The organism is Streptomyces sp. NPDC042002 (assembly GCF_055588305.1).
On the sequence record NZ_JBVJCT010000001.1, the window covers coordinates 607,028 to 626,342 of the forward strand.

General features: G+C 70.2%; 18 protein-coding genes. 9 read left to right on the forward strand and 9 right to left on the reverse strand.

Features of this window, described 5'->3' with window-relative positions; translation table 11 throughout:
• Nucleotides 1-109: 109 nt before the first annotated feature.
• On the reverse strand, nt 110-1,327 hold the full coding sequence (gene serB / locus ACZ6KY_RS02665) for a phosphoserine phosphatase SerB (protein ID WP_356782493.1): 1,218 nt from the start codon (nt 1,325-1,327) through the stop codon (nt 110-112).
• A gap of 312 nt (nt 1,328-1,639) precedes the next feature.
• The gene (locus tag ACZ6KY_RS02670) at nt 1,640-3,439 is read right to left on the reverse strand and encodes a streptophobe family protein (RefSeq protein ID WP_469308460.1); all 1,800 of its coding nucleotides are present in this window, start codon (nt 3,437-3,439) and stop codon (nt 1,640-1,642) included.
• Between the two features lie 239 nt (nt 3,440-3,678).
• On the opposite strand from ACZ6KY_RS02670, the gene ACZ6KY_RS02675 reads away from it, so the two are divergent.
• Nucleotides 3,679-6,171 (forward strand): ABC transporter ATP-binding protein/permease, encoded by a 2,493-nt coding sequence (locus tag ACZ6KY_RS02675; RefSeq protein WP_469308461.1) that lies wholly within the window; start codon nt 3,679-3,681, stop codon nt 6,169-6,171.
• Between the two features lie 82 nt (nt 6,172-6,253).
• Here the strand turns inward: ACZ6KY_RS02675 and ACZ6KY_RS02680 are convergent, their stop codons facing one another.
• The 3 genes from ACZ6KY_RS02680 to ACZ6KY_RS02690 form a co-directional block, all read right to left on the reverse strand.
• The gene (locus ACZ6KY_RS02680; protein ID WP_469308462.1) at nt 6,254-7,036 is read right to left on the reverse strand and encodes a transglycosylase SLT domain-containing protein; all 783 of its coding nucleotides are present in this window, start codon (nt 7,034-7,036) and stop codon (nt 6,254-6,256) included.
• A 290-nt stretch (nt 7,037-7,326) separates the two neighbouring features.
• On the reverse strand, nt 7,327-8,454 hold the full coding sequence (locus ACZ6KY_RS02685; RefSeq protein WP_469308463.1) for an S-adenosylmethionine:tRNA ribosyltransferase-isomerase: 1,128 nt from the start codon (nt 8,452-8,454) through the stop codon (nt 7,327-7,329).
• Nucleotides 8,451-9,146, reverse strand: coding sequence for an SDR family NAD(P)-dependent oxidoreductase (locus tag ACZ6KY_RS02690; RefSeq protein WP_469308464.1), 696 nt, complete (start codon nt 9,144-9,146; stop codon nt 8,451-8,453). Before ACZ6KY_RS02690 ends, ACZ6KY_RS02685 begins: the two co-directional genes overlap by 4 nt.
• Nucleotides 9,147-9,329: 183 nt before the next feature.
• Between ACZ6KY_RS02690 and ACZ6KY_RS02695 the strand changes: the two genes are divergently transcribed.
• The 4 genes from ACZ6KY_RS02695 to ACZ6KY_RS02710 all read left to right on the forward strand — a co-directional run bounded on the left by ACZ6KY_RS02695 (nt 9,330) and on the right by ACZ6KY_RS02710 (nt 12,034).
• The gene (locus ACZ6KY_RS02695) at nt 9,330-10,496 is read left to right on the forward strand and encodes a GAF domain-containing sensor histidine kinase (protein WP_469308465.1); all 1,167 of its coding nucleotides are present in this window, start codon (nt 9,330-9,332) and stop codon (nt 10,494-10,496) included.
• On the forward strand, nt 10,489-11,130 hold the full coding sequence (locus ACZ6KY_RS02700; protein ID WP_469308466.1) for a response regulator: 642 nt from the start codon (nt 10,489-10,491) through the stop codon (nt 11,128-11,130). Before ACZ6KY_RS02695 ends, ACZ6KY_RS02700 begins: the two co-directional genes overlap by 8 nt.
• A gap of 220 nt (nt 11,131-11,350) precedes the next feature.
• Nucleotides 11,351-11,596, forward strand: a complete 246-nt coding sequence (locus ACZ6KY_RS02705) for a chaplin family protein (protein ID WP_469308467.1) — start codon at nt 11,351-11,353, stop codon at nt 11,594-11,596.
• A gap of 198 nt (nt 11,597-11,794) precedes the next feature.
• Nucleotides 11,795-12,034 carry a chaplin gene (locus ACZ6KY_RS02710; protein WP_469308468.1) on the forward strand — a complete coding sequence of 80 codons (240 nt, stop codon included), beginning with the start codon at nt 11,795-11,797 and terminating at the stop codon, nt 12,032-12,034.
• A 552-nt stretch (nt 12,035-12,586) separates the two neighbouring features.
• Here ACZ6KY_RS02710 and ACZ6KY_RS02715 read toward each other — a convergent pair.
• Nucleotides 12,587-13,375: a hypothetical protein gene (locus ACZ6KY_RS02715; protein WP_469308469.1), complete on the reverse strand. Its 789-nt coding sequence runs from the start codon at nt 13,373-13,375 to the stop codon at nt 12,587-12,589.
• A gap of 121 nt (nt 13,376-13,496) precedes the next feature.
• Here ACZ6KY_RS02715 and ACZ6KY_RS02720 point away from each other — a divergent pair, with 121 nt between their 5' ends.
• From ACZ6KY_RS02720 to ACZ6KY_RS02730, 3 genes are all read left to right on the forward strand, one after another.
• Nucleotides 13,497-14,288: an ABC transporter ATP-binding protein gene (locus tag ACZ6KY_RS02720; RefSeq protein WP_469308470.1), complete on the forward strand. Its 792-nt coding sequence runs from the start codon at nt 13,497-13,499 to the stop codon at nt 14,286-14,288.
• 95 nt (nt 14,289-14,383) lie between these two features.
• Nucleotides 14,384-14,818, forward strand: coding sequence for an NfeD family protein (locus ACZ6KY_RS02725; RefSeq protein WP_469308471.1), 435 nt, complete (start codon nt 14,384-14,386; stop codon nt 14,816-14,818).
• Between the two features lie 130 nt (nt 14,819-14,948).
• Complete coding sequence (locus ACZ6KY_RS02730; RefSeq protein ID WP_469308472.1) at nt 14,949-15,914, forward strand: SPFH domain-containing protein; 966 nt, start codon at nt 14,949-14,951, stop codon at nt 15,912-15,914.
• A 57-nt stretch (nt 15,915-15,971) separates the two neighbouring features.
• On the opposite strand, the gene ACZ6KY_RS02735 is transcribed toward ACZ6KY_RS02730, so the two are convergent.
• From ACZ6KY_RS02735 to ACZ6KY_RS02745, 3 genes are all read right to left on the reverse strand, one after another.
• Complete coding sequence (locus ACZ6KY_RS02735) at nt 15,972-16,478, reverse strand: HNH endonuclease (protein ID WP_469308473.1); 507 nt, start codon at nt 16,476-16,478, stop codon at nt 15,972-15,974.
• Between the two features lie 144 nt (nt 16,479-16,622).
• Nucleotides 16,623-17,162, reverse strand: coding sequence for a YbhB/YbcL family Raf kinase inhibitor-like protein (locus ACZ6KY_RS02740; RefSeq protein WP_469308474.1), 540 nt, complete (start codon nt 17,160-17,162; stop codon nt 16,623-16,625).
• An 88-nt stretch (nt 17,163-17,250) separates the two neighbouring features.
• Nucleotides 17,251-18,036 carry a sporulation protein gene (locus ACZ6KY_RS02745; RefSeq protein ID WP_469308475.1) on the reverse strand — a complete coding sequence of 262 codons (786 nt, stop codon included), beginning with the start codon at nt 18,034-18,036 and terminating at the stop codon, nt 17,251-17,253.
• A gap of 209 nt (nt 18,037-18,245) precedes the next feature.
• On the opposite strand from ACZ6KY_RS02745, the gene ACZ6KY_RS02750 reads away from it, so the two are divergent.
• On the forward strand, nt 18,246-18,887 hold the full coding sequence (locus ACZ6KY_RS02750) for a DNA-3-methyladenine glycosylase (RefSeq protein WP_469308476.1): 642 nt from the start codon (nt 18,246-18,248) through the stop codon (nt 18,885-18,887).
• The last annotated feature ends 428 nt before the right edge of the window (nt 18,888-19,315 follow it).

Genomic DNA, 19,315 nt, shown 5'->3' on the forward strand with positions numbered 1-19,315 from the left:
CCCCCCCCCCCCCCCCCCCCCCCCCCCCCCCCCCCCCCCCCCCCCCCCCTCCACCCCCCCCCCCCCCCCCCCCCCCCCCCCCCCCCCCCCGTCCGTCGTAGGACGTCACTCAGTGAGCGTTGTCGTCCTCGTGCATGTCGGCGGCCTCGACCTCTTCACGGGTGACGCCCAGCAGATACAGCACCGTGTCGAGGAAGGGGAAGTTCACCGCGGTGTGCGCGGCCTGGCGTACGACCGGCTTGGCGTTGAACGCGACCCCGAGGCCGGCGGCGTTCAGCATGTCGAGGTCGTTGGCGCCGTCGCCGATCGCCACGGTCTGGGCCAGCGGAACCCCGGCCTCGGCGGCGAACCGGCGCAGCAGCCGTGCCTTGCCCGCCCGGTCCACGATCTCCCCGGTGACCCGGCCGGTCAGCTTCCCGTCGACGATCTCCAGCGTGTTGGCCTGGGCGAAGTCGAGCCCGAGCCGCTCCTTCAGATCGTCGGTCACCTGCGTGAACCCGCCGGAGACGACACCGACTTGGAATCCGAGTCGCTTCAGCGTGCGAATCAGGGTGCGGGCGCCCGGCGTCAGCCGCACTTCCTCGCGCACCTTCTGCACCACCGACGCGTCCAGCCCTTCGAGGAGTGCCACGCGCGCGTGCAGCGACTGCTCGAAGTCCAGCTCGCCCCGCATCGCGGCCGCCGTCACCCCGGCGACCTCGTCCTCGCACCCGGCGTGCGCGGCGAAGAGCTCGATCACCTCGTCCTGGATGAGCGTGGAGTCCACATCCATCACGACCAGCCGCTGGGCCCGCCGGTGCAGGCCCGCGGCCACCACCGCGATGTCCACACCGAGTGCCGAGGCCTCGGTCACCAGCGCGGTGCGCAGTGCCTCGGTCTCCGTACCGGAAACCGCGAACTCGACCGCGGTCACCGGGTACTTGGCCAGCCGGAAGATACGGTCGATGTTGCCGCCGGTCTTCGTGATCCGCGCGGCGATGGCGGCCGTCGACTCCGCGGTGAGGGGGTGCCCGAGCACCGTGACCAGCGAACGTCCGGATCCGCGCGGGCGGTTGTCGCCGAGGCCGGAGATGATCTCCGCCTGCATCTTCATCGATTCCGCCCAGCTGTGGACGGTGGCCCGAAGATCACCTTCGAGGCCGGCGGGCGGCTCGGTCACGAGCGCGCACAGCACGATCCGGCCCCGGGTGACGACCTGCTCGATGTCGACCACGTCGACGGACCAGGCGGCGAGGGTGTCGAAGAGTCCGGCGGTGATGCCCGGCCGGTCCTTGCCGAAGATCTTGACAAGGAGAGTGGGTACATCAGAGGTCTGCGAAGCGCTCATGGTGTTCCCACCGTATCCGGCACCCAGTGCCTCCTGCCCGCCCGGTCCGCCTAGCGGACACGGAACAGTGGGTGACACCCAAACGGCACACGGGTGACAAACGGACCACCCCCGCTGCGCGGGTGCGTCCACCACATCCCACGACACCCCCCACCGGCCGGTTGCCCGCACCGGCCGGTTGCCCGCACCCCTGGGGCTCCGCCCCAGGCCCCGCTCCTCAAGCGCCGGAGGGGCTGGATCTTCGCTCCGCCCCGGACCCCGTTCCGTAAGCGCCGCAGGGGCTGAAGTTCGCACCGGCGTAGCCGTGCATCCTCAGTGTCGGGGCCTGTGTGGAGGGAGTGGTGGACCCTCGTTCGGCGAGGGTGGAACCGGTGGTGGAGAAGGTGGCGGTGGCGGGCCGTCCTGTCGTCGTTTCGGCGGGGGGCCGATCGGTCCCACCACGGTGGGTGCCCCGTACACGTCACCGGGCGCCCTGGAACTCCTCGGTGCCGGCCCCCGGTCCGCCGGCTCCCGCAACTCGTCCGGCACCTTCAGATACGGATTGGTGTCGGGGTCGGGTGCCCGGTACGACCCCCGAGGCCGATACGGCCCGGCACCAGCACTGTCAGCGGCACGAGCACCAGCACTGCCGAGCTCCCCGGGTTCCCCGAGCCCCGCACCCCCCAAGTCACCCCGTGCCAACCCCGCGGCCCTCCGCCCCGCGGCCCCACTCGCACAAGCCAGGAGCGCGCCCACCGCGCCGGCCCCCGCCCCCCAGAGAGCCCCCAGCACCAACGCCACCCCCAACCGCCCGTGCAACTCGATCCCCGCCCCGAACGCGTCGAACCCGAGCACGGACAGGGAGGCGTCCACCGACACCTCCGTCAGCCACGCGAGCAGCGGCAGTGCCAGTGCCGTCACGACCCCGAGCCGAAGTGCGCAGTGCCCGGCGAACCGCAGAGCACTCTCACCCCGTACAGCCGAAGCACCCGGAACCCCCGCAGCGGCGGCAGCACCCGCCCGTACAAATGGCGTACGCGCGGCCGTCAGGACGCCCGCGTACAGCATCATCAGGGCGGCGGCGACCCCCAACAGCCATACACGACCGTCGAGTTCGGCGAGCCGCCCGAGCGTTACGGGCCGGGAGGTGTCGACGGTCAGCAGCCTGTCGAGGGGGTCGGGGAGCAGTTTGGCGAGTTCGCCGGTGGCCCTGCCGTCCCAGGGGACGAAGAGACCGACGGGGATGCCCAGCCACACACCGTTGGGTGCCCCGAGCAGCGCCGCTCCCGCGATCCGCTTCGGGTGGGCGTCGCCGATCGCCGCGTACGCCGCCGCCGTGAGCCCGGCCAGCACGGCGACCAGCAGGACGGTGACGAGCGAGGAGACGGCCGGTCGCACCGCGCGGTGCACGGCGTCCCAGCCGCGCGGCAACGGCGTACGCCGGGAGGCCAGCAGAGCGATCAGCAGGACGCCGGCGGCCCACGCGGCCCCGCCGAGCAGCGTCGGCGTGGTGTCGACGGAGAAGCCCACGGCCGCCTTCGCCTTCACGAGGTCGCCGATCTTGCCGGGCAGCAGACCGCCGAGGTCCCCGAGCCCGCCCGGGAGTTTGTCCGTGATCTTGCCGAGCCCGCCGTCCCCGCCGGTGACCTTGTCGAGCCCGAGCTTGCCGCCGTCGATCGTGATGACGTCGTGTCCGGCCCAGGCGAGCCCGCCCAGCGTCGCCACGAACACGACGATCACGGAGCCCGCCCGCGCCAGGAGTTCGGCCGGGGCGATGACAACTCCGGCCCCGCGCAAGGACCGTAGGAAGAACCACGACAGCAGCAGGGCGCCGACCAGCCCGACGCCGAGCGGCGTGATCTGGATGGCGGTGTGCGCGTCCGCCCCCTTCAGCCCGAAGGCGGAGACGTTGCCGGACGGGGTCACGGCGCCGCCTGCCCCGAGAGCCACCACCGCGGCGGTCATGGGGCCGAGCGAGGCCGCCGTGTCCGCCCCGAGCAGGTGCAGACCGAGCGCCGCGGTGCCCGCCATGCCGATCAACGCCCAGCTCACGGAGGCTATCGCGGACAACAGCACATCCCCCCACGGCACACTCCTGGTGCTCCCGCCGTGGTGCATGGTCCCGATGCTCATCGCCAGACCCCCCGATCCGCGCCGCGGTGTTCCCCGCGAATGTCCCCCTCGCGTGGGATTACCACTCTCCGGGCCGGTTTCAACCCCGTCAACGGAAACGGGCAACCCGCCCGTGGGCGTCGTTCACAAGGCCCGGCTTTCGGTCATGGGGCCTCTACTGAAATAGTTCCCCACGATGTTCGACATCCCTAGACTCCCTGTGATGGGGGTAACTCGGGGGACAACTCAGTGGGGCTGGAGTGCCGGAACTCGTACTGGAATTGAATGGACGGACCTGGACGCTCGACGCGTCCAGGCCTCACACCCTCGGACGTGATCCGCAGGGGGACATCGTGCTCGATGACGCCAGGGTCTCCTGGCGTCACGCCACGATCAGCTGGAACGGCCGTAGTTGGGTCATCGACGACCATGGGAGCACCAACGGCACGTTCGTACAGGGGCAGCGGATCCACCAGTTGGAGATCGGTCCCGGCTCGGCCGTGCACCTCGGCAACGCGACCGACGGACCGCGCCTGAGCGTGTCCGGTGCCGCGGCCCCGGTGGCGCAGCCGCAGCAACAGCCTTTCGCGGCGCAGGGTGCGGGCCCCGGCTGGGCTCAGCCGCCGACGCCGCAGACGCCGGAGCCCGTGCGGCAACCGCAGCAGGCGGCGGGCATTCCGCAGCAGCAGGGACCCGGTGGTGGCGCGGGGGCGCCGCCGGTCTACGGCGACCGCAGCCCGACGACCTTCCACCAGTTCTCGCTCGGCCGGGTGATGCGCATAGGCCGCGCGCTGGAGAACGAGCTGGTGGTCTCCGACCTCCAGGTCTCGCGCCACCACGCCGAGTTCCACGCGACACCGGACGGCCGCTTCGAGATCCGCGATCTCGGCTCGCACAACGGCACGTACGTCAACGGTATGCCGATCGCCAAGGGCGGCTCCGCGCTGCTCGGCCCGAACGACATCGTCGGCGTCGGCCACTCGACGTTCCGTCTGGTCGGCGACCGGCTGGAGGAGTTCGTCGACACCGGTGAGGTCTCCTTCTCGGCCCGCCACCTGACGGTCACCGTCGACGGCGGCAAGCAGATCCTCAAGGACGTCTCCTTCGGCGTGCCCGAGAAGTCGCTCGTCGCGGTCATCGGCCCGTCGGGTTCCGGCAAGTCGACGCTCCTGAAGGCGCTCACGGGCTACCGCCCCGCCAACCAGGGCGACGTCCTCTACGACAACCGGAACCTCTACAAGCAGTTCGCCGAGCTGCGGCAGCGCATCGGTCTGGTCCCGCAGGACGACATCCTGCACAAGGAACTGACCGTCAAGAAGGCCCTCAAGTACGCGGCCAAGCTGCGCTTCCCCGCCGACACCACGGGCCAGGAGCGCGAGGCCCGGATAGACGAGGTGCTGCGCGAGCTGAAGCTGGACATCCACAAGGAGAAGAAGATCACCTCCCTCTCCGGTGGCCAGCGCAAGCGCGTCTCGGTGGCCCTGGAACTGCTCACCAAGCCGTCGCTGATCTTCCTGGACGAGCCGACCTCCGGTCTCGACCCGGGCATGGACCGCGATGTCATGCAGCTGCTGCGCGGCCTCGCCGACGACGGCCGTACGGTCCTCGTCGTCACGCACTCGGTGGCCGAGCTGGCGATCTGCGACAAACTCCTCGTGATGGCGCCCGGTGGCGCCGTCGCCTACTTCGGTCCGCCGGAGGAGGCGCTGAACTTCTTCGGCTACGAGACCTGGGCCGACGTCTTCTCCGCGTTCGAGAACTACCGCGACTACGACTGGGCGGGCCGCTGGAAGGGCTCGCAGCACTACCAGATGTACGCGGCGGACATCGACGCGGTGGCCCCGCAGTCGACGCAGATGCCGTCGGCGCAGGCGATGAAGCCGCCGAAGCCGCAGAGCTGGGGCTCCCAGCTGATGACGCTGATCCGCCGCTACGCATCGGTGATCGCGTCGGACAGGGGCTTCCTGGCGCTGACGGTGATCCTGCCGGCCGTCCTGGGCTCGGTCAGCCTGCTCATCGACAACGGCAAGACGCTGTTGGTCAACGACAAGGTGCTGCCCTCGGGCGCCCATGTCGCGAACGGCACGGCCACGACCGTGCTGCTGATCCTCGCGGTCGGCGCGTGCTTCGCGGGCGCCGCCAACTCGGTCCGTGAGCTGATCAAGGAACGGGTGATCTACGAGCGGGAACGCGCGACGGGCCTGTCGCGTTCGGCGTACCTGATGTCCAAGGTGATCGTCCTCGGGGTGATCACCCTGTTGCAGGGCGCTCTGGTCGGCGCCATCGGCTTCGGCAGCCGTGAGGTGCCGGCCCAGGGGCTGATCCTCAAGAGCCTGCCCAAGATCGAGCTCACGCTGCCGATCATGGCTCTGGGCTTCGTGTCGATGATGTTCGGTCTGATCATCTCTTCGCTGGTGAAGACCGCGGAGAAGACCATGCCATTGCTGGTCATGTTCGCGATCGTCCAGGTCGTCTTCACCGGCTGTCTGTTCATCCTGAACGGCACGGTCGGCGTCAACCAGTTCTCGTACCTGATGCCGGCCCGCTGGGCGGTGGCCGCGTCCGGGGCCACGCTGGACCTGAACAACATCTTCCCGAACCAGGACGACCCGACGAGCACGGACCCGCTGTGGAACCACACGGCCGGGGCCTGGACCCTGGACATGATCGCGCTGATCGTCCTCGGTGTCGTCTGCGGCTTCTTCGTGGCCCGCTTCCTGCGCCGCCACGAGCCCGAGGTCATGCGCAAGTAGAGGCCCGGGAACGACGCGAGGGCGGCACCCCGGATCGGGGTGCCGCCCTTCGGCGTCTGTGTGGGAACTCCGCGCTGAGTCCTCAGTAGGCGCTGTTGACGTTGTCCATCGAGCCGTACTTGTCGGCCGCGTAGTTGGCGGCGGCGGTGATGTTGGCGACCGGGTTGTAGATGTCCCACGAGGTGCCGGCCACGTGGTACGCCTTGAACGTCGGCGGGATGACCTGGAGCAGGCCCTTCGACGGGATGCCGTTGATGGCGTTGACGTCCCAGTCGTTGATGGCCATCGGGTTGCCCGAGGACTCACGAAGGATGTTGCGGTGCAGGCCCTCGTAGGAGCCGGGGATGCCCTTCGACTTCATGATGTCGAGGGACTCGCGGATCCAGCCGTCGAGGTTGTTGGCGTACGTCTTCGCGGCGACCGTCTGGAGCTTGATGCGCTGCGTGGAGCGGCTCGCGACGGCGGTCTTGGCGCGCTCGGCGACGGCCTTCTTCTTCGCGGCGGCCTGGACGGCCGCCTTCTTCTTGACGGCCACTGTGTGGGCCGCCACCGCGTGCGCCGCCTTCTTCTTCACCGCGGCCGCGGAGTCGGCCGCGGCCTTGTGCTTCGCCGCGATGGCCTGGGCCTTCAGGTCGGCACCGGCCAGGGCGCCGGTGACGCCGGCCTTGACGTCCTTTATCTGGTGCTCGCTGTAGGCGACCTGCGCCGTGGGGGCGGCGGCGTCGTCCGTGGTGGTGTGCGAGTTGCCCGGTACCAGGGAGAACGCGAGGGCGGCGGCACCGAGGGTGGCCACACCGGCGATCGAGAGCTTGTGGAGCTTGGTCAGCGTCGGACGATGACCAGGAGTGTTGATGTTCTTGGGCATGACTGATGGACCTCTTCGAATAGCGCGGAGGTCGCTCTTCGTCCCGGCGGGGGACTGTGTTTCCGGAACAAACGCTGCGGGGGAGAACCCGCCGCGCTGAGCGACAACGCAATTCTTAGCGGTCGCAAAATGCCCTGGCAAAGCTGTGACGTACGAAGCCCGATAGTGGACACGGATGGGGCAAATCGGGGCAGACTGGCATGTCTTCCCTGGTCATCTTGTCCCTTTTATCTCCTATGCTCCTTCGTACGTGACCTGCACCCTATGCGCGGGCTCACAGGGGCCTCAGATCATTCTGACCGGGAGTTGCGAGAGCAATGCTCAGAGTGAGGACTCTCCTCCGGGAGGAGGAGGTGCACGTCCCCGAACTCGTGCCAGAGGTAGCCCGTACGCACTGCCGCGTCGTACCCGCGGTCGATCGCCGCCCCTCCCGCTATGGCCTCGAGCATCAGCAGATGCGAGGCCTCCGGCTCGTGCAGCCCGGTCAGCAGCCCGTCGACGGCCCGCACGCCGCGCTCCGGGGTCACCACGAGGCCGGTCCAGCCCTTCGCCGCCCGGACCAGCCCGTCCGCGCCGGTCGCGGACTCGACGGCCCGCACGGCCGTCGTACCGACCGCGATGATCCGGCCCCCGCCGGCCCGCGCCGCGTTGATCAGCCGGGCCGACACCGCCGGCACCTCGTACCGCTCCGGATACGGCGGCTCGTGCGCCTCCGCCGACGCGACCCCCGTGTGCAGCGTGACCGGCGCGAACTGCACTCCCCGGCTCACCAGCTCCGCCACCAGCCGCGCGGTGAAGGGGCGCGCCGCGCTCGGCATCTCCGCGCTCCCCGTACCGTCGCCGGACGGCAGCGCGAACACCGTCTGGTACACGGACAGCGGCTGGTCCCGTTCCGTATAGGAGTAGCGAATGGGCCGCCCGTGCCGCCGCAGCAGCCTCAGTACGTCCGGGTCCGACACCCGCCCCCACCACAAGCGCGGGCTGCGCGCGGTCAGTGGCTCCTCCAGGACGAGGCGTACGTCCCCGGGCAGGCACACCACTGTCCCCGCGGGGCCGCCCGCACGCGCACGCGTGGTCCCCCTTCCGTCGGGGTCCCGCAGTTCGACCGCCCACCGTCCGTCATCGCCCCGCGTGGAGAAATGCACCACCACGCGCGCGCGGTCGATCCGCCCGTCCACGGCCGCCGCCAGGGTGGCCGAGGTGTTCACGATCAGCAGGTCCCCGGCCCGGAGCTGCCCGGGCAGTTCCACGAACGCGTGATGCGACACCTCGGTACCGCGCGACACCAGCAGCCGTACGGAATCCCGGTCGCGGCCGGGACCGCGCTGCTCCGCCGGCACCCGCGCCGACAGCTCCTCCGGAAGGCTTCCCCACTCCCGGCCGCGCCCGGCCGGAGGAACGCCCATCGCCGTCGTCACCGCTCCTCCAGCAGGGCCTCAGCCGCGTAGCGTCCGCTGGCCGGCCGCTCGTCGAGCAGGCGCAGAAAGGCCGGAACCACACGGTCCGGCGCCGGCCTCGGAGCGTCGTCGTCCGGTACGGCCGCCGCATAGAGGTCCGTGCCCATGTCCCCGGGGTCCACCGCCCACACCCGCAGGCCGGGCTCCTCCGCTCCGAGGACCGCCGAGAGACGGTCGAGAGCGGCCTTCGAGGCGCCGTAGCCGCCCCAGGTCTCGTACGCCTCCGCCGCGGCGTCCGAGCTGATGCCGACGACCGCGCCCGCCCCGGCCGCCCTCAGCAGCGGCAGCGCCTCCTGGATCAGGCCCAGCGCGGCGACCACATTGACCTCCAGGGCCTGCCGCAGACCGTCCAGGCCCAGCTCCTCCAGACGCACCAGCGGCTCCGCGCCCAGCGCGCTCGCGTTGTTCACGAGCAGGTCGACACCGCCCAGCCTCCGGGCCGCCGCCACCAGCGCGGCGCGGTGACCGGCGTCCGTGACGTCCCCGGGCAGGGCCGCCACACGCGTCCCGTACGCGGACAGCGCCGCCGCGGTCTCCTCCAGCACCCCGGCCGTCCTGGCGTCGAGCACCAGATCCCAGCCGCGCTCCGCCAGAGCCGCGCCGAGCGCCCTCCCCAGCCCCTTCGAGGCCCCCGTGATGATCGCTACCGGCATGACATCCGTCCCCTCGCTCCGACCGCCTTCCCGGCGGGTGTCCTCACGGTAGGAACGGGGCCCGCCCGGCCGCCTCGTGCGCGGGCCGCAATGATCAGGGGCCCTTCGTCCTAGGCCCAATGGCCGGGCGGACACCGCACAGGTCCGATACGCGCTGTCACACCCCGCCGGTACTTTGGGGTCATGAGTCACGGACCCCGGTCGGGCCTGTACGCGGTGAGCTCCGCGCTGCTGGCCATGAGCAGGCATCTCGAAGTGCGCGACGTCCTCAAGACGATCGTCGCTTCGGCCCGCGAACTGCTCGACGCGCAGTACGCGGCACTCGGCGTGCCTGACGACCACGGCGGCTTCGCCCAGTTCGTCGTCGACGGGGTCAGCGACGCGCAGTGGAAAGCCATCGGGCCGCTCCCGCGCCAGCACGGCATCCTCGCCGCGATGCTGCGCGAGGCCCGCCCCGAGCGCCTGGCCGACGTCCGCAAGGACCCCCGTTTCGAGGGCTGGCCCGAGGCCCACCCCGACATGTCCGACTTCCTGGGCCTGCCCATCCGCGACGGCGACGAGATCATCGGCGCGCTCTTCCTCGCGAACAAGCTGCCTTCCGCGGAGGGACAGCCGTGTCCCACGCCGGACGGCAGGTGCGGCTTCACCGAGGACGACGAGGAACTCCTCACGATCCTCGCCCAGCACGCGGCGATCGCCCTGACCAACGCCCGGCTCTACGAACGCAGTCGCGAGCTCACGATCGCCGAGGAGCGCTCCCGGCTCGCGCACGAACTGCACGACGCCGTCAGCCAGAAGCTGTTCTCCCTGCGCCTCACCGCCCAGGCCGCCGCCACCCTCGTCGACCGCGACCCCTCCCGCGCCAAGGGCGAACTCCAGCACGTGGCCGCGCTCGCCGCCGAGGCCACCGAGGAACTGCGCGCCGCCGTCGTCGAGTTGCGCCCCGCCGGCCTCGACGAGGACGGTCTGGTCGCCACCCTGCGCACCCAGATCCAGGTCCTCGACCGCGCCCACTCCGCGCGCGTGACCTTCGCCAGCCACGGCGTACGAGCGCTGCCCGCCTCCCAGGAGGAGGCCATGCTGCGGGTCTCCCAGGAGGCCCTGCACAACGCGTTGCGGCACTCCGGCGCGACCCGCGTCGACGTCACCCTGGACCGGCGCGGCCCCGGCGCCGTCCTGCACGTCACCGACGACGGCAGCGGCTTCGACCCCACCGCGATACGCAGCGCCGGCCGCCATCTCGGCCTGGTGTCGATGCGGGACCGGGCGAGCGGGGTCGGCGGCACACTCACCGTGGAATCGGCGCCCGGAAAGGGCACCGTGATCGAAATGGAGGTTCCTGGTGGCTGACGCGATCAAGGTGCTGCTCGTCGACGACCACCAGGTCGTCCGCCGGGGACTGCGCACCTTCCTCGAAGTGCAGGACGACATCGAGGTCGTCGGAGAGGCGTCCGACGGGGCCGAAGGCGTCGACCGTGCCGAGGAGTTGAAACCGGACGTCGTCCTCATGGACGTCAAGATGCCGGGGATGGACGGCGTCGACGCGCTGCGCAAGCTCCGTGAACTCGCCAACCCCGCGCGCGTGCTGATCGTCACCAGCTTCACCGAGCAGCGCACGGTGGTGCCGGCGCTGCGCGCGGGCGCCGCCGGGTACGTCTACAAGGACGTGGACCCCGACGCGCTGGCCGGAGCCATCCGCTCGGTCCACGCGGGGCACGTCGTCCTCCAACCCGAGGTCGCAGGGGCCCTGTTGTCCCAGGAGGTGGTCAACTCGGGTCAGGGGAGAAGCGGTTCGCTCACCGAGCGGGAGCGTGAGGTCCTCGGCCTGATCGCGGACGGCCGCTCCAACCGGGAGATCGCCCGCGCCCTCGTCCTCTCCGAGAAGACGGTGAAGACCCACGTTTCGAACATCCTGATGAAGCTCGACCTCGCCGACCGCACCCAGGCCGCGCTCTGGGCCGTACGCCACGGAATCGCGGACTGACCGTCAGGAGGCCGCCCACCAGGGGATCCGTGCCCCGGCGCACTCCCCTGGAGAACGGGCGGGACGTGCCGCCGCGCGACAACTCGGAGGGTTCCGCTCCGGGATGAGATTCATACCGTCGGGTGTATGTCACCCGGATGGCGCATCCTCCCCGGGGTCCGGCCGTTCTCCAGTGCGCCGCGGCGGTCCGCCGCGGTGTTCGCGAGGAGGGGTTTCGCAAGTGAAGAACCTGAAGAAGTTCACAGCCGTCGCGATGGTGGCGGGCGGCCTGGTCGCCGCCGGTGCGGGCATGGCCTCGGCGACGGACGGCGCGTCGGCGGGCGGCGCCGCCGTGGGCTCCCCAGGGGTCGTCTCCGGCAACCTCGTCCAGGCCCCGGTCGACGTTCCGGTGAACGTGGTCGGCAACAGCGTGAACGTCATCGGCGCCCTGAACCCGGCCTTCGGCAACCTCGGCCTCAACCACTGAGGTTCCCCACCGGAACGACCACGACCACCGGCCTTCCAGGGTGTCCCTGGGGGGCCGGTCGGCTTGTCGGCTCATCGGCGGACTGAACCGGACGGGGCAATCCGTACGGTCATCCCGTGCCGTCCCCGACTCCCCGGCGTTGCTCAGCGTACGACCCGCGGCAGGGTCGGATCCGTATACGCAGGAGGAACACTTCCCATGAACATCGCCAAGAAGGCCGCCCTGGCCGTCACCGTCGCCGGTATCGCCGCGGGCGCTTGTGCCGGTGCCGCCGTCGCCGACTCGGGTGCCAAGGGCGCGGCCGCGAAGTCGCCGGGCGTCGGCTCGGGCAACGTCGTCCAGCTCCCGGTCCACATCCCCGTGAACGTGGTCGGGAACAGCGTGAACGTCATCGGCGCCCTGAACCCGGCGTTCGGCAACGTGGGCGTCAACGGCTGAGCCACCGCCGGCCACAGGGGCCCCGCGAACGGAAACGTTTCGCGGGGCCTTTCCCACGCCACACCGACCAGGGCTCCCGGGCCCCCGGACCACGCGAAGCACCCGAGGCACCCGAGCCTTCGGGCGCCCGAGGGTCCGCCCTGTCGGCGGCCGGAGTGCCCGGGCACGTGACCCGGACAGGGCGCCGGACACCCCCGAGCGCCGGGGGCGCACGGAGGCCGCCGCGCCCCGGAACGCGAGCCACACGAGCCCGAGCGAGCAGGACACCTCAGATGCCAGTGCGCCCGCAGAACCCGGCGATCGACGCAAGCCCCTGAGCGAGCAGGGACACCCCAGGTGCCCGCGCGCCCCGAGAACCCGGCGATCCACGCCAGCCCCGCGCGCGCAGGACACCCCAGGCCCCCGTGCGCGCAAGCAGGACACCCCAGGGTGTTCGTGCGCCCGGGGACCCCGCCGATCCACGCAGCCCCGAGCGAGCAGGACACCCCAGGTGCCCGCGCGCTCGGCGAACCCCGGCCACTCAAGGCACCCGCATCCCGCGCTGAGCGGCGTTCAGCGCGGCCCGCGCTCGCGTTCCTCCACGAAGGCGTTGTACGCGGCCACCTGCGCCCGCCGCGCCGTCCGCTCCACCGGCCGCAACGCCTCGGCCCGAGCGGCGATCTCCGACGCGCTCACCGCCCCGCCGTGTCCGCTCTCGTACGCCACGGAAATCAGCATCCCGACCCGCTGAGCCAGCTCCAACACGCGTACCGCACGCGGCGGGTACCCGGGGGCAAGCACCTCCCGCCCCCGCTCGGCCCGCGCCCGGTACGCCTCGATCGCCGCCGCCGCGACCGGCCCCGACCCGGCCACATCCAGCCGGGACAGCACCTCCGTCGCGTCGCGGAGCGCCTCCGCCAGCTCCCGCTCGGCCTCCCCGAGCGAGGGCACATCGGCGGGCGGCGCCTCGCGGACGGCGAGACAGTGCCAGACGACCTCGACATGCACATCGCCGACGGGCCCGGCCTCGTACATCTCCGGCACGAGCCCCAGCGCCGCGCCGTGACACACCACGGCCTCCTCGGCGTCGAGGGCGCGCGCGTTGAACGCGGGCGGCCCGCTGAGCCCGAGCGGATGCCCCGGCGCGGGCAGCGCGACCCGCAGTCCGGTCGCCCCGAGCCTGCGCAGCCGGCCGAGGGCGAGCGTCAGCCCGACCGGCGCCGCCTCCCCGGGCAACCCCTCGACCCGGTGCACCGCGTCGTCCCCGACGATGGCGAGCACGGCGTCGTCCGGAGAAACAAGTCCGGCCAATAGGGCATTTCCCCATGCCGTCAGCTGTCCTGAGCGTGGTTCCGAGAGCATGCCCCCACCCTAAGGACCGGCCGATGGATCGGTGCGGCCGACCGGTGGCGTAGGTTTTCCCTGGGGGCTTCGTCCACAGACGTAAGCGACGGCCGAGACTGTAATGGGAGACAACGCGCTCATGAGCGATGTACTGGAGCTGGTGGACGTATCCGTGGTCCGCGAGGGCCGGGCTCTGGTGGACCAGGTCTCCTGGTCGGTCAAGGAGGGGGAGCGCTGGGTCATCCTCGGCCCCAACGGCGCCGGGAAGACGACCCTCCTGAACGTCGCCTCCAGCTACCTCTTCCCCAGCGCGGGCACCGCCACGATCCTCGGTGAGACCCTCGGCCAGGTCGACGTCTTCGAGCTGCGACCGCGCATCGGCATCGCCGGAATCGCGATGGCCGAGAAGCTTCCCAAGCGCCAGACCGTCCTGCAGACGGTCCTCACCGCCGCGTACGGCATGACCGCCGGGTGGCACGAGGACTACGAGGACATCGACGAGAAGCGCGCCCGCGCCTTCCTCGACCGCCTCGGCATGAGCGACTACCTGGACCGCAGGTTCGGCACCCTCTCCGAGGGCGAGCGCAAGCGCACCCTGATCGCCCGCGCGCTGATGACCGACCCCGAGCTGCTGCTCCTCGACGAGCCCGCGGCCGGCCTCGACCTCGGCGGCCGCGAGGATCTCGTGCGCCGCCTCGGCCGGCTCGCCCGCGACCCGATCGCCCCCTCCATGATCATGGTCACGCACCACGTCGAGGAGATCGCCCCCGGCTTCACCCACGTCCTGATGATCCGTCAGGGCAAGGTGCTCGCCGCCGGCCCGCTGGAGCTCGAACTCACCTCGCGCAACCTCTCCCTCTGCTTCGGCCTCCCGCTCGTCGTCGAGCAGGTCGGCGAGCGCTGGACCGCGCAGGGCCTTCCGATGGCCTGAACCGTCTCGGCAGGCGGACGCACACCCGTCACCCGGCGTACCCAACTTGATCGCGCGCTCTGTCCGCCGGGGGAGTGCGGTCCTACCATGACCATGTGAACGACATCAACGCATGGGTGTGGTGGCTGGTCGGGGCGGCCGGACTCGGCATCCCGCTCGTGGTGACCGCCATGCCGGAGTTCGGCATGCTCTCCGTGGGCGCCGTCGCGGCGGCGGTCGCCGCGGGCCTCGGCGGCGGTGTCGTCCTCCAAGTGCTGGTCTTCGTGGTCGTGTCGGTCGCGCTCATCGCCGTCGTACGCCCCATCGCCGCTCGGCACAGCGCGCAGCGCCCCCAACTCGCCACCGGCATAGAGGCGTTGAAGGGCAAGCAGGCCATCGTCCTGGAGCGCGTGGACAGTTCGGGAGGCGGCCGCATCAAGCTCGGCGGAGAGATCTGGTCGGCGCGCGCCCTCGACGCCGGACTGGCCTACGAGGTGGGCCAGGAAGTGGATGTCGTGGACATCGACGGAGCGACGGCGATCGTCATGTGACCTCGCACAACGCAAGTGAACCGAACGCCCCACGTGGCAGACGACGTTCTGTCACACTCGTCCAGCAAGATCTTCAACACCCATGAGATCTTTCGGAATTACCGAGTGGAGAAGGGTACGGGGAGCATCGATGGAACCGATCATCATCGTCCTGATCATTCTGGTGGTGTTGGTCTTCATCGCCCTGATCAAGACCATCCAGGTCATCCCACAGGCCAGCGCCGCCATCGTCGAGCGCTTCGGCCGCTACACACGGACACTGAACGCCGGCCTGAACATCGTCGTCCCGTTCATAGACTCGATCCGCAACCGCATCGACCTGCGTGAACAGGTCGTCCCGTTCCCTCCGCAGCCGGTGATCACCCAGGACAACCTGGTCGTCAACATCGACACCGTCATCTACTACCAGGTCACCGACGCGCGGGCCGCGACGTACGAGGTCGCCAGCTACATCCAGGCGATCGAGCAGCTCACCGTCACCACGCTGCGCAACATCATCGGCGGCATGGACCTGGAGCGGACCCTGACCTCCCGCGAGGAGATCAACGCGGCCCTGCGCGGCGTCCTCGACGAGGCCACCGGCAAGTGGGGCATCCGCGTCAACCGTGTCGAGCTGAAGGCGATCGAACCGCCCACCTCCATCCAGGACTCGATGGAGAAGCAGATGCGCGCCGACCGAGACAAGCGCGCCGCGATCCTCACCGCGGAAGGCATCCGGCAGTCGCAGATCCTCACCGCCGAGGGTGAGAAGCAGTCCGCGATCCTGCGCGCCGAAGGTGAGGCCAAGGCCGCGGCCCTGCGCGCCGAGGGTGAGGCCCAGGCCGTCCGTACGGTCTTCGAGGCCATCCACGCCGGAGACCCGGACCAGAAGCTCCTCTCCTACCAGTACCTCCAGATGCTCCCGAAGATCGCCGAGGGCAACGCCAACAAGCTCTGGATCGTGCCCAGCGAGATCGGTGACGCGCTCAAGGGCCTCAGCGGCGCCATGGGCAACTTCGGTGGGCTGGGCGGGGGTTCGGGCTCGGGCAACCGTGGATCCTCCTCGGACTCGGGCGGCGGCACCGAACGCCGCGAGAAGCCGTCCATCACGGACTGACGCCGTACGACGATGGGGCCCACCTCGCGCGAGAGGTGGGCCCCATCGTCGTACGGGCTACGCGGCCGGCTGGGCCAGCCACTCCGGCAGCGCGGCGAAGTCGTCCCGGCCGAGCGCCAGCAGCATGGCGTCCGCGGGTGTCGGCTCGAACGGCTGCCGCAGCAACGGCATCTGGGCCTGCTCCGGCGTACGGTCCGCCTTGCGTTGATTGTCCTCCGTGCAGGAGGCCACCGTGTTCAGCCACGAGTCCTGGCCGCCCTGGGCACGCGGGACCACGTGGTCCACGGTCGTGGCCCGGCGGCCGCAGTAGGCGCACCTGTGCCGGTCGCGTACCAGCACACCCCGCCTCGACCACGGTGCTTGTCTTCGGAACGGCACCCGGACGTAGCGGCAGAGCCTGATCACCCGGGGCACGGGTATGTCCAGCGCGGCTCCGCGCATGCGCAGTTCGGGGTGGGCCTGCTCGACGACGGCCTTGTCCTGCAGCACCAGAACGACGGCTCGGTTCAACGTCACCGTCGACAGCGGCTCAAAGCTCGCGTTCAGTACCAGCGTGTCCCGCATCCAGCCCACCTCCTCTTGCGCACCGGCCCACCTGCGGCGGGCTGGGATCAACTCTGGCCGGGCACGCCGAGATGGACAACGCAATAAAAAATGCCCGCCCCTGATCACTTCCATGACCAGAGGCGGGCAAACGTTCGGTGAACGTCAGTCTGCGGCGGGAGAGGCGTACTCACCGATCAACTGGGCGCGCGCCAGCGTGTGGAACCGCAGATTGAAGCCCACCACGGCGGGCGACACCTCCGCGTCGGGACCGAGCTTCTCCTGATCCACGGCGTACACCGTGAAGACGTACCGGTGCGCGGGATCCCCGGCCGGCGGCGCGGCGCCACCGAAGTCCCGGGACCCGTAGTCGTTGCGCACCTGGACCGCGCCGTCGGGCAGCCCCTCGAACTTGCCGCTGCCCGCACCCGTCGGCAGCTCCGTCACCGAGGCCGGGATGTCGAACACCACCCAGTGCCAGAACCCGCTCCCCGTCGGGGCGTCCGGATCGAAGCACGTCACGGCGAAGCTCTTGGTCTCCGGCGGAAAGTACTCCCAGCTCAGCTGCGGCGAGGTGTTCCCGGCCGCGTAGACCTGCGCGTCCTTCAGCACCGCGCCCGCCTCGAAATCCTCGCTGGCGACCGCGAACGCCGGCACCGGCGGATGGAAGTCGTGCGGGAGCGGCGGCCTCTTGAGCTCGGTCACGTCAGTACCTCCTGAACGGCGGAATCTCTGCTCCGAGCCTATGACCTGTCCGGCCGATCACGACGGAGGACGCCGACGCTGCCTGGTCCTAGAACCAGCTGCGCTTGCTGCCGACCTCCGACAGCCAGTGGTTCAGGTACCCGGCCCAGTCCGTGCCCTGGAAGTCGTGCAGACCCACCTCGAAGGAGCGGTACGAGTCGCTGCCCTCACTGAAGAGACCCGGCTTCTTGTCCATCTCCATGATGACGTCCATCGCCCGGTCGTCCGCGACGAAACTCAGCTCGACCTGGTTCAGCCCGCGGTACTGCGACGGCGGGTGGAACTCGATCTCCTGGTAGAACGGCAGCCGCTGACGCGTGTTCCGGATGTGGCCGCGCTCCATGTCCGCGTTCTTGAAGCGGAAGCCCAGCTGGATGAAGGCGTCGAGAATCGCCTGCTGCGCCGGCAGCGGGTGCACATTGATCGGGTCGAGGTCACCCGAGTCGATGGCGCGGGCGATCTCCAGCTCGGTGGTCACACCGATGTGCATTCCGCGCAGGCTCTGCCCGTCGATCATGGTGATCGGCGTCTCCCACGGAATCTCCAGCCCGAACGGGACCGAGTGCACGGCACCCGCCTGCAGCTGGAAGGCTCCGCCGAGCCGCAGCTTCGTGAACTCGATGTTCTGCTTGTACTCCTGGTCGTCGTGGCCCTCGACCTCGACCGTGGCCTGCAGGCCGACCGACAGCCCCTCGATCGACTGGTCGACCGAACCACCCTGGATCCGCACCTCACCCTGGACGACGCCGCCCGGAACGGTGTTGGCCTCGGTCAGCACCGTCTCGACCGAAGCCCCACCGGCCCCCAAGCTCGCAAGCAGCCGCTTGAACCCCATGTCGTCACTTCCTCCCCAGGCAACGCCTGTTCCGTCCTCTGTCCGCATGGATCCCTTGATCCCTACAAACGCGATCCGGCCCCGACCGGTTCCGCGTCCTCACCCTTACAAGGGAGAGGACCCCTGACCACCCCGCCGACAGGCATCCGTCCGGACTGTTCCGAACCGCTCCGGACGCCGCCGGGACGGAGGGACTACGCTCGTACGCCATGATCGCGGCCCCTGACCGTACGCCCCTGACGCGGGACTTCTTCGACCGCCCTGTACTGGACGTCGCCCCCGACCTGCTGGGACGCGTCCTTGTTCGTGTCACCCAGGACGGTCCGATCGAACTGCGCCTCACCGAGGTCGAGGCCTACGACGGTCCGAACGACCCCGGATCGCACGCCTACCGCGGCCGCACGGCCCGCAACGGCGTGATGTTCGGGCCGCCCGGGCATGTGTACGTCTACTTCACCTACGGCATGTGGCACTGCATGAATCTGGTGTGCGGTCCGGAGGGCAGACCCAGTGGTGTCCTGCTCCGGGCCGGCGAGGTCACCGAGGGCGTGGACCTCGCCCGCAAACGTCGACTCTCGGCCCGATATGACAAGGAACTGGCCAAAGGGCCGGCCCGCCTCGCGACGGCACTGGGGGTGGACCGGTCACTCGACGGCGTGGACGCCTGCGGTCCCGCGGGTTCGCCTCTGACCCTGCTCAGGGGTACTCCGGTCCACTCCCACCAGGTGCGTAACGGGCCGCGCACCGGAGTCTCCGGCGACGGAGGCGTCCATCCCTGGCGCTTCTGGGTCGACGACGACCCGACGGTGAGCCCTTATCGCGCCCACGCGCCCCGCCGCCGCTCAACTTGACGCGCCCCTGGGGGATCCGTAATGTAGCCCGAGCCGCTTGAACCGGTTACGGCGTTTCAGCCAGCAGCCGAGAGCGGCCAATCCACTACCTACGACTTCCCTCCAGCCGGGGCTTATTCGGCGTGCCTGCATGCCTGAATTCGAACTCGCGGAATCTCGATTATGAGGCGCCGAGGGAATCGGCTAACGTAGTGAATGTCGAAAGGCCGCGAAACGCAAAAGCGCTGAAAAGGCCTGAAGACAAGCCCCGCTGACTGGGAGTCAGGCCCGAAAGGATCTGATAGAGTCGGACTCGCCGGAAAGGGAAACGCGGAAGCGGGAACCTGGAAAGCGCCGAGGAAATCGGATACGGAAACGGTCTGATAGAGTCGGAAACGCAAGACCGAAGGGAAGCGCCCGGAGGAAAGCCCGAGAGGGTGAGTACAAAG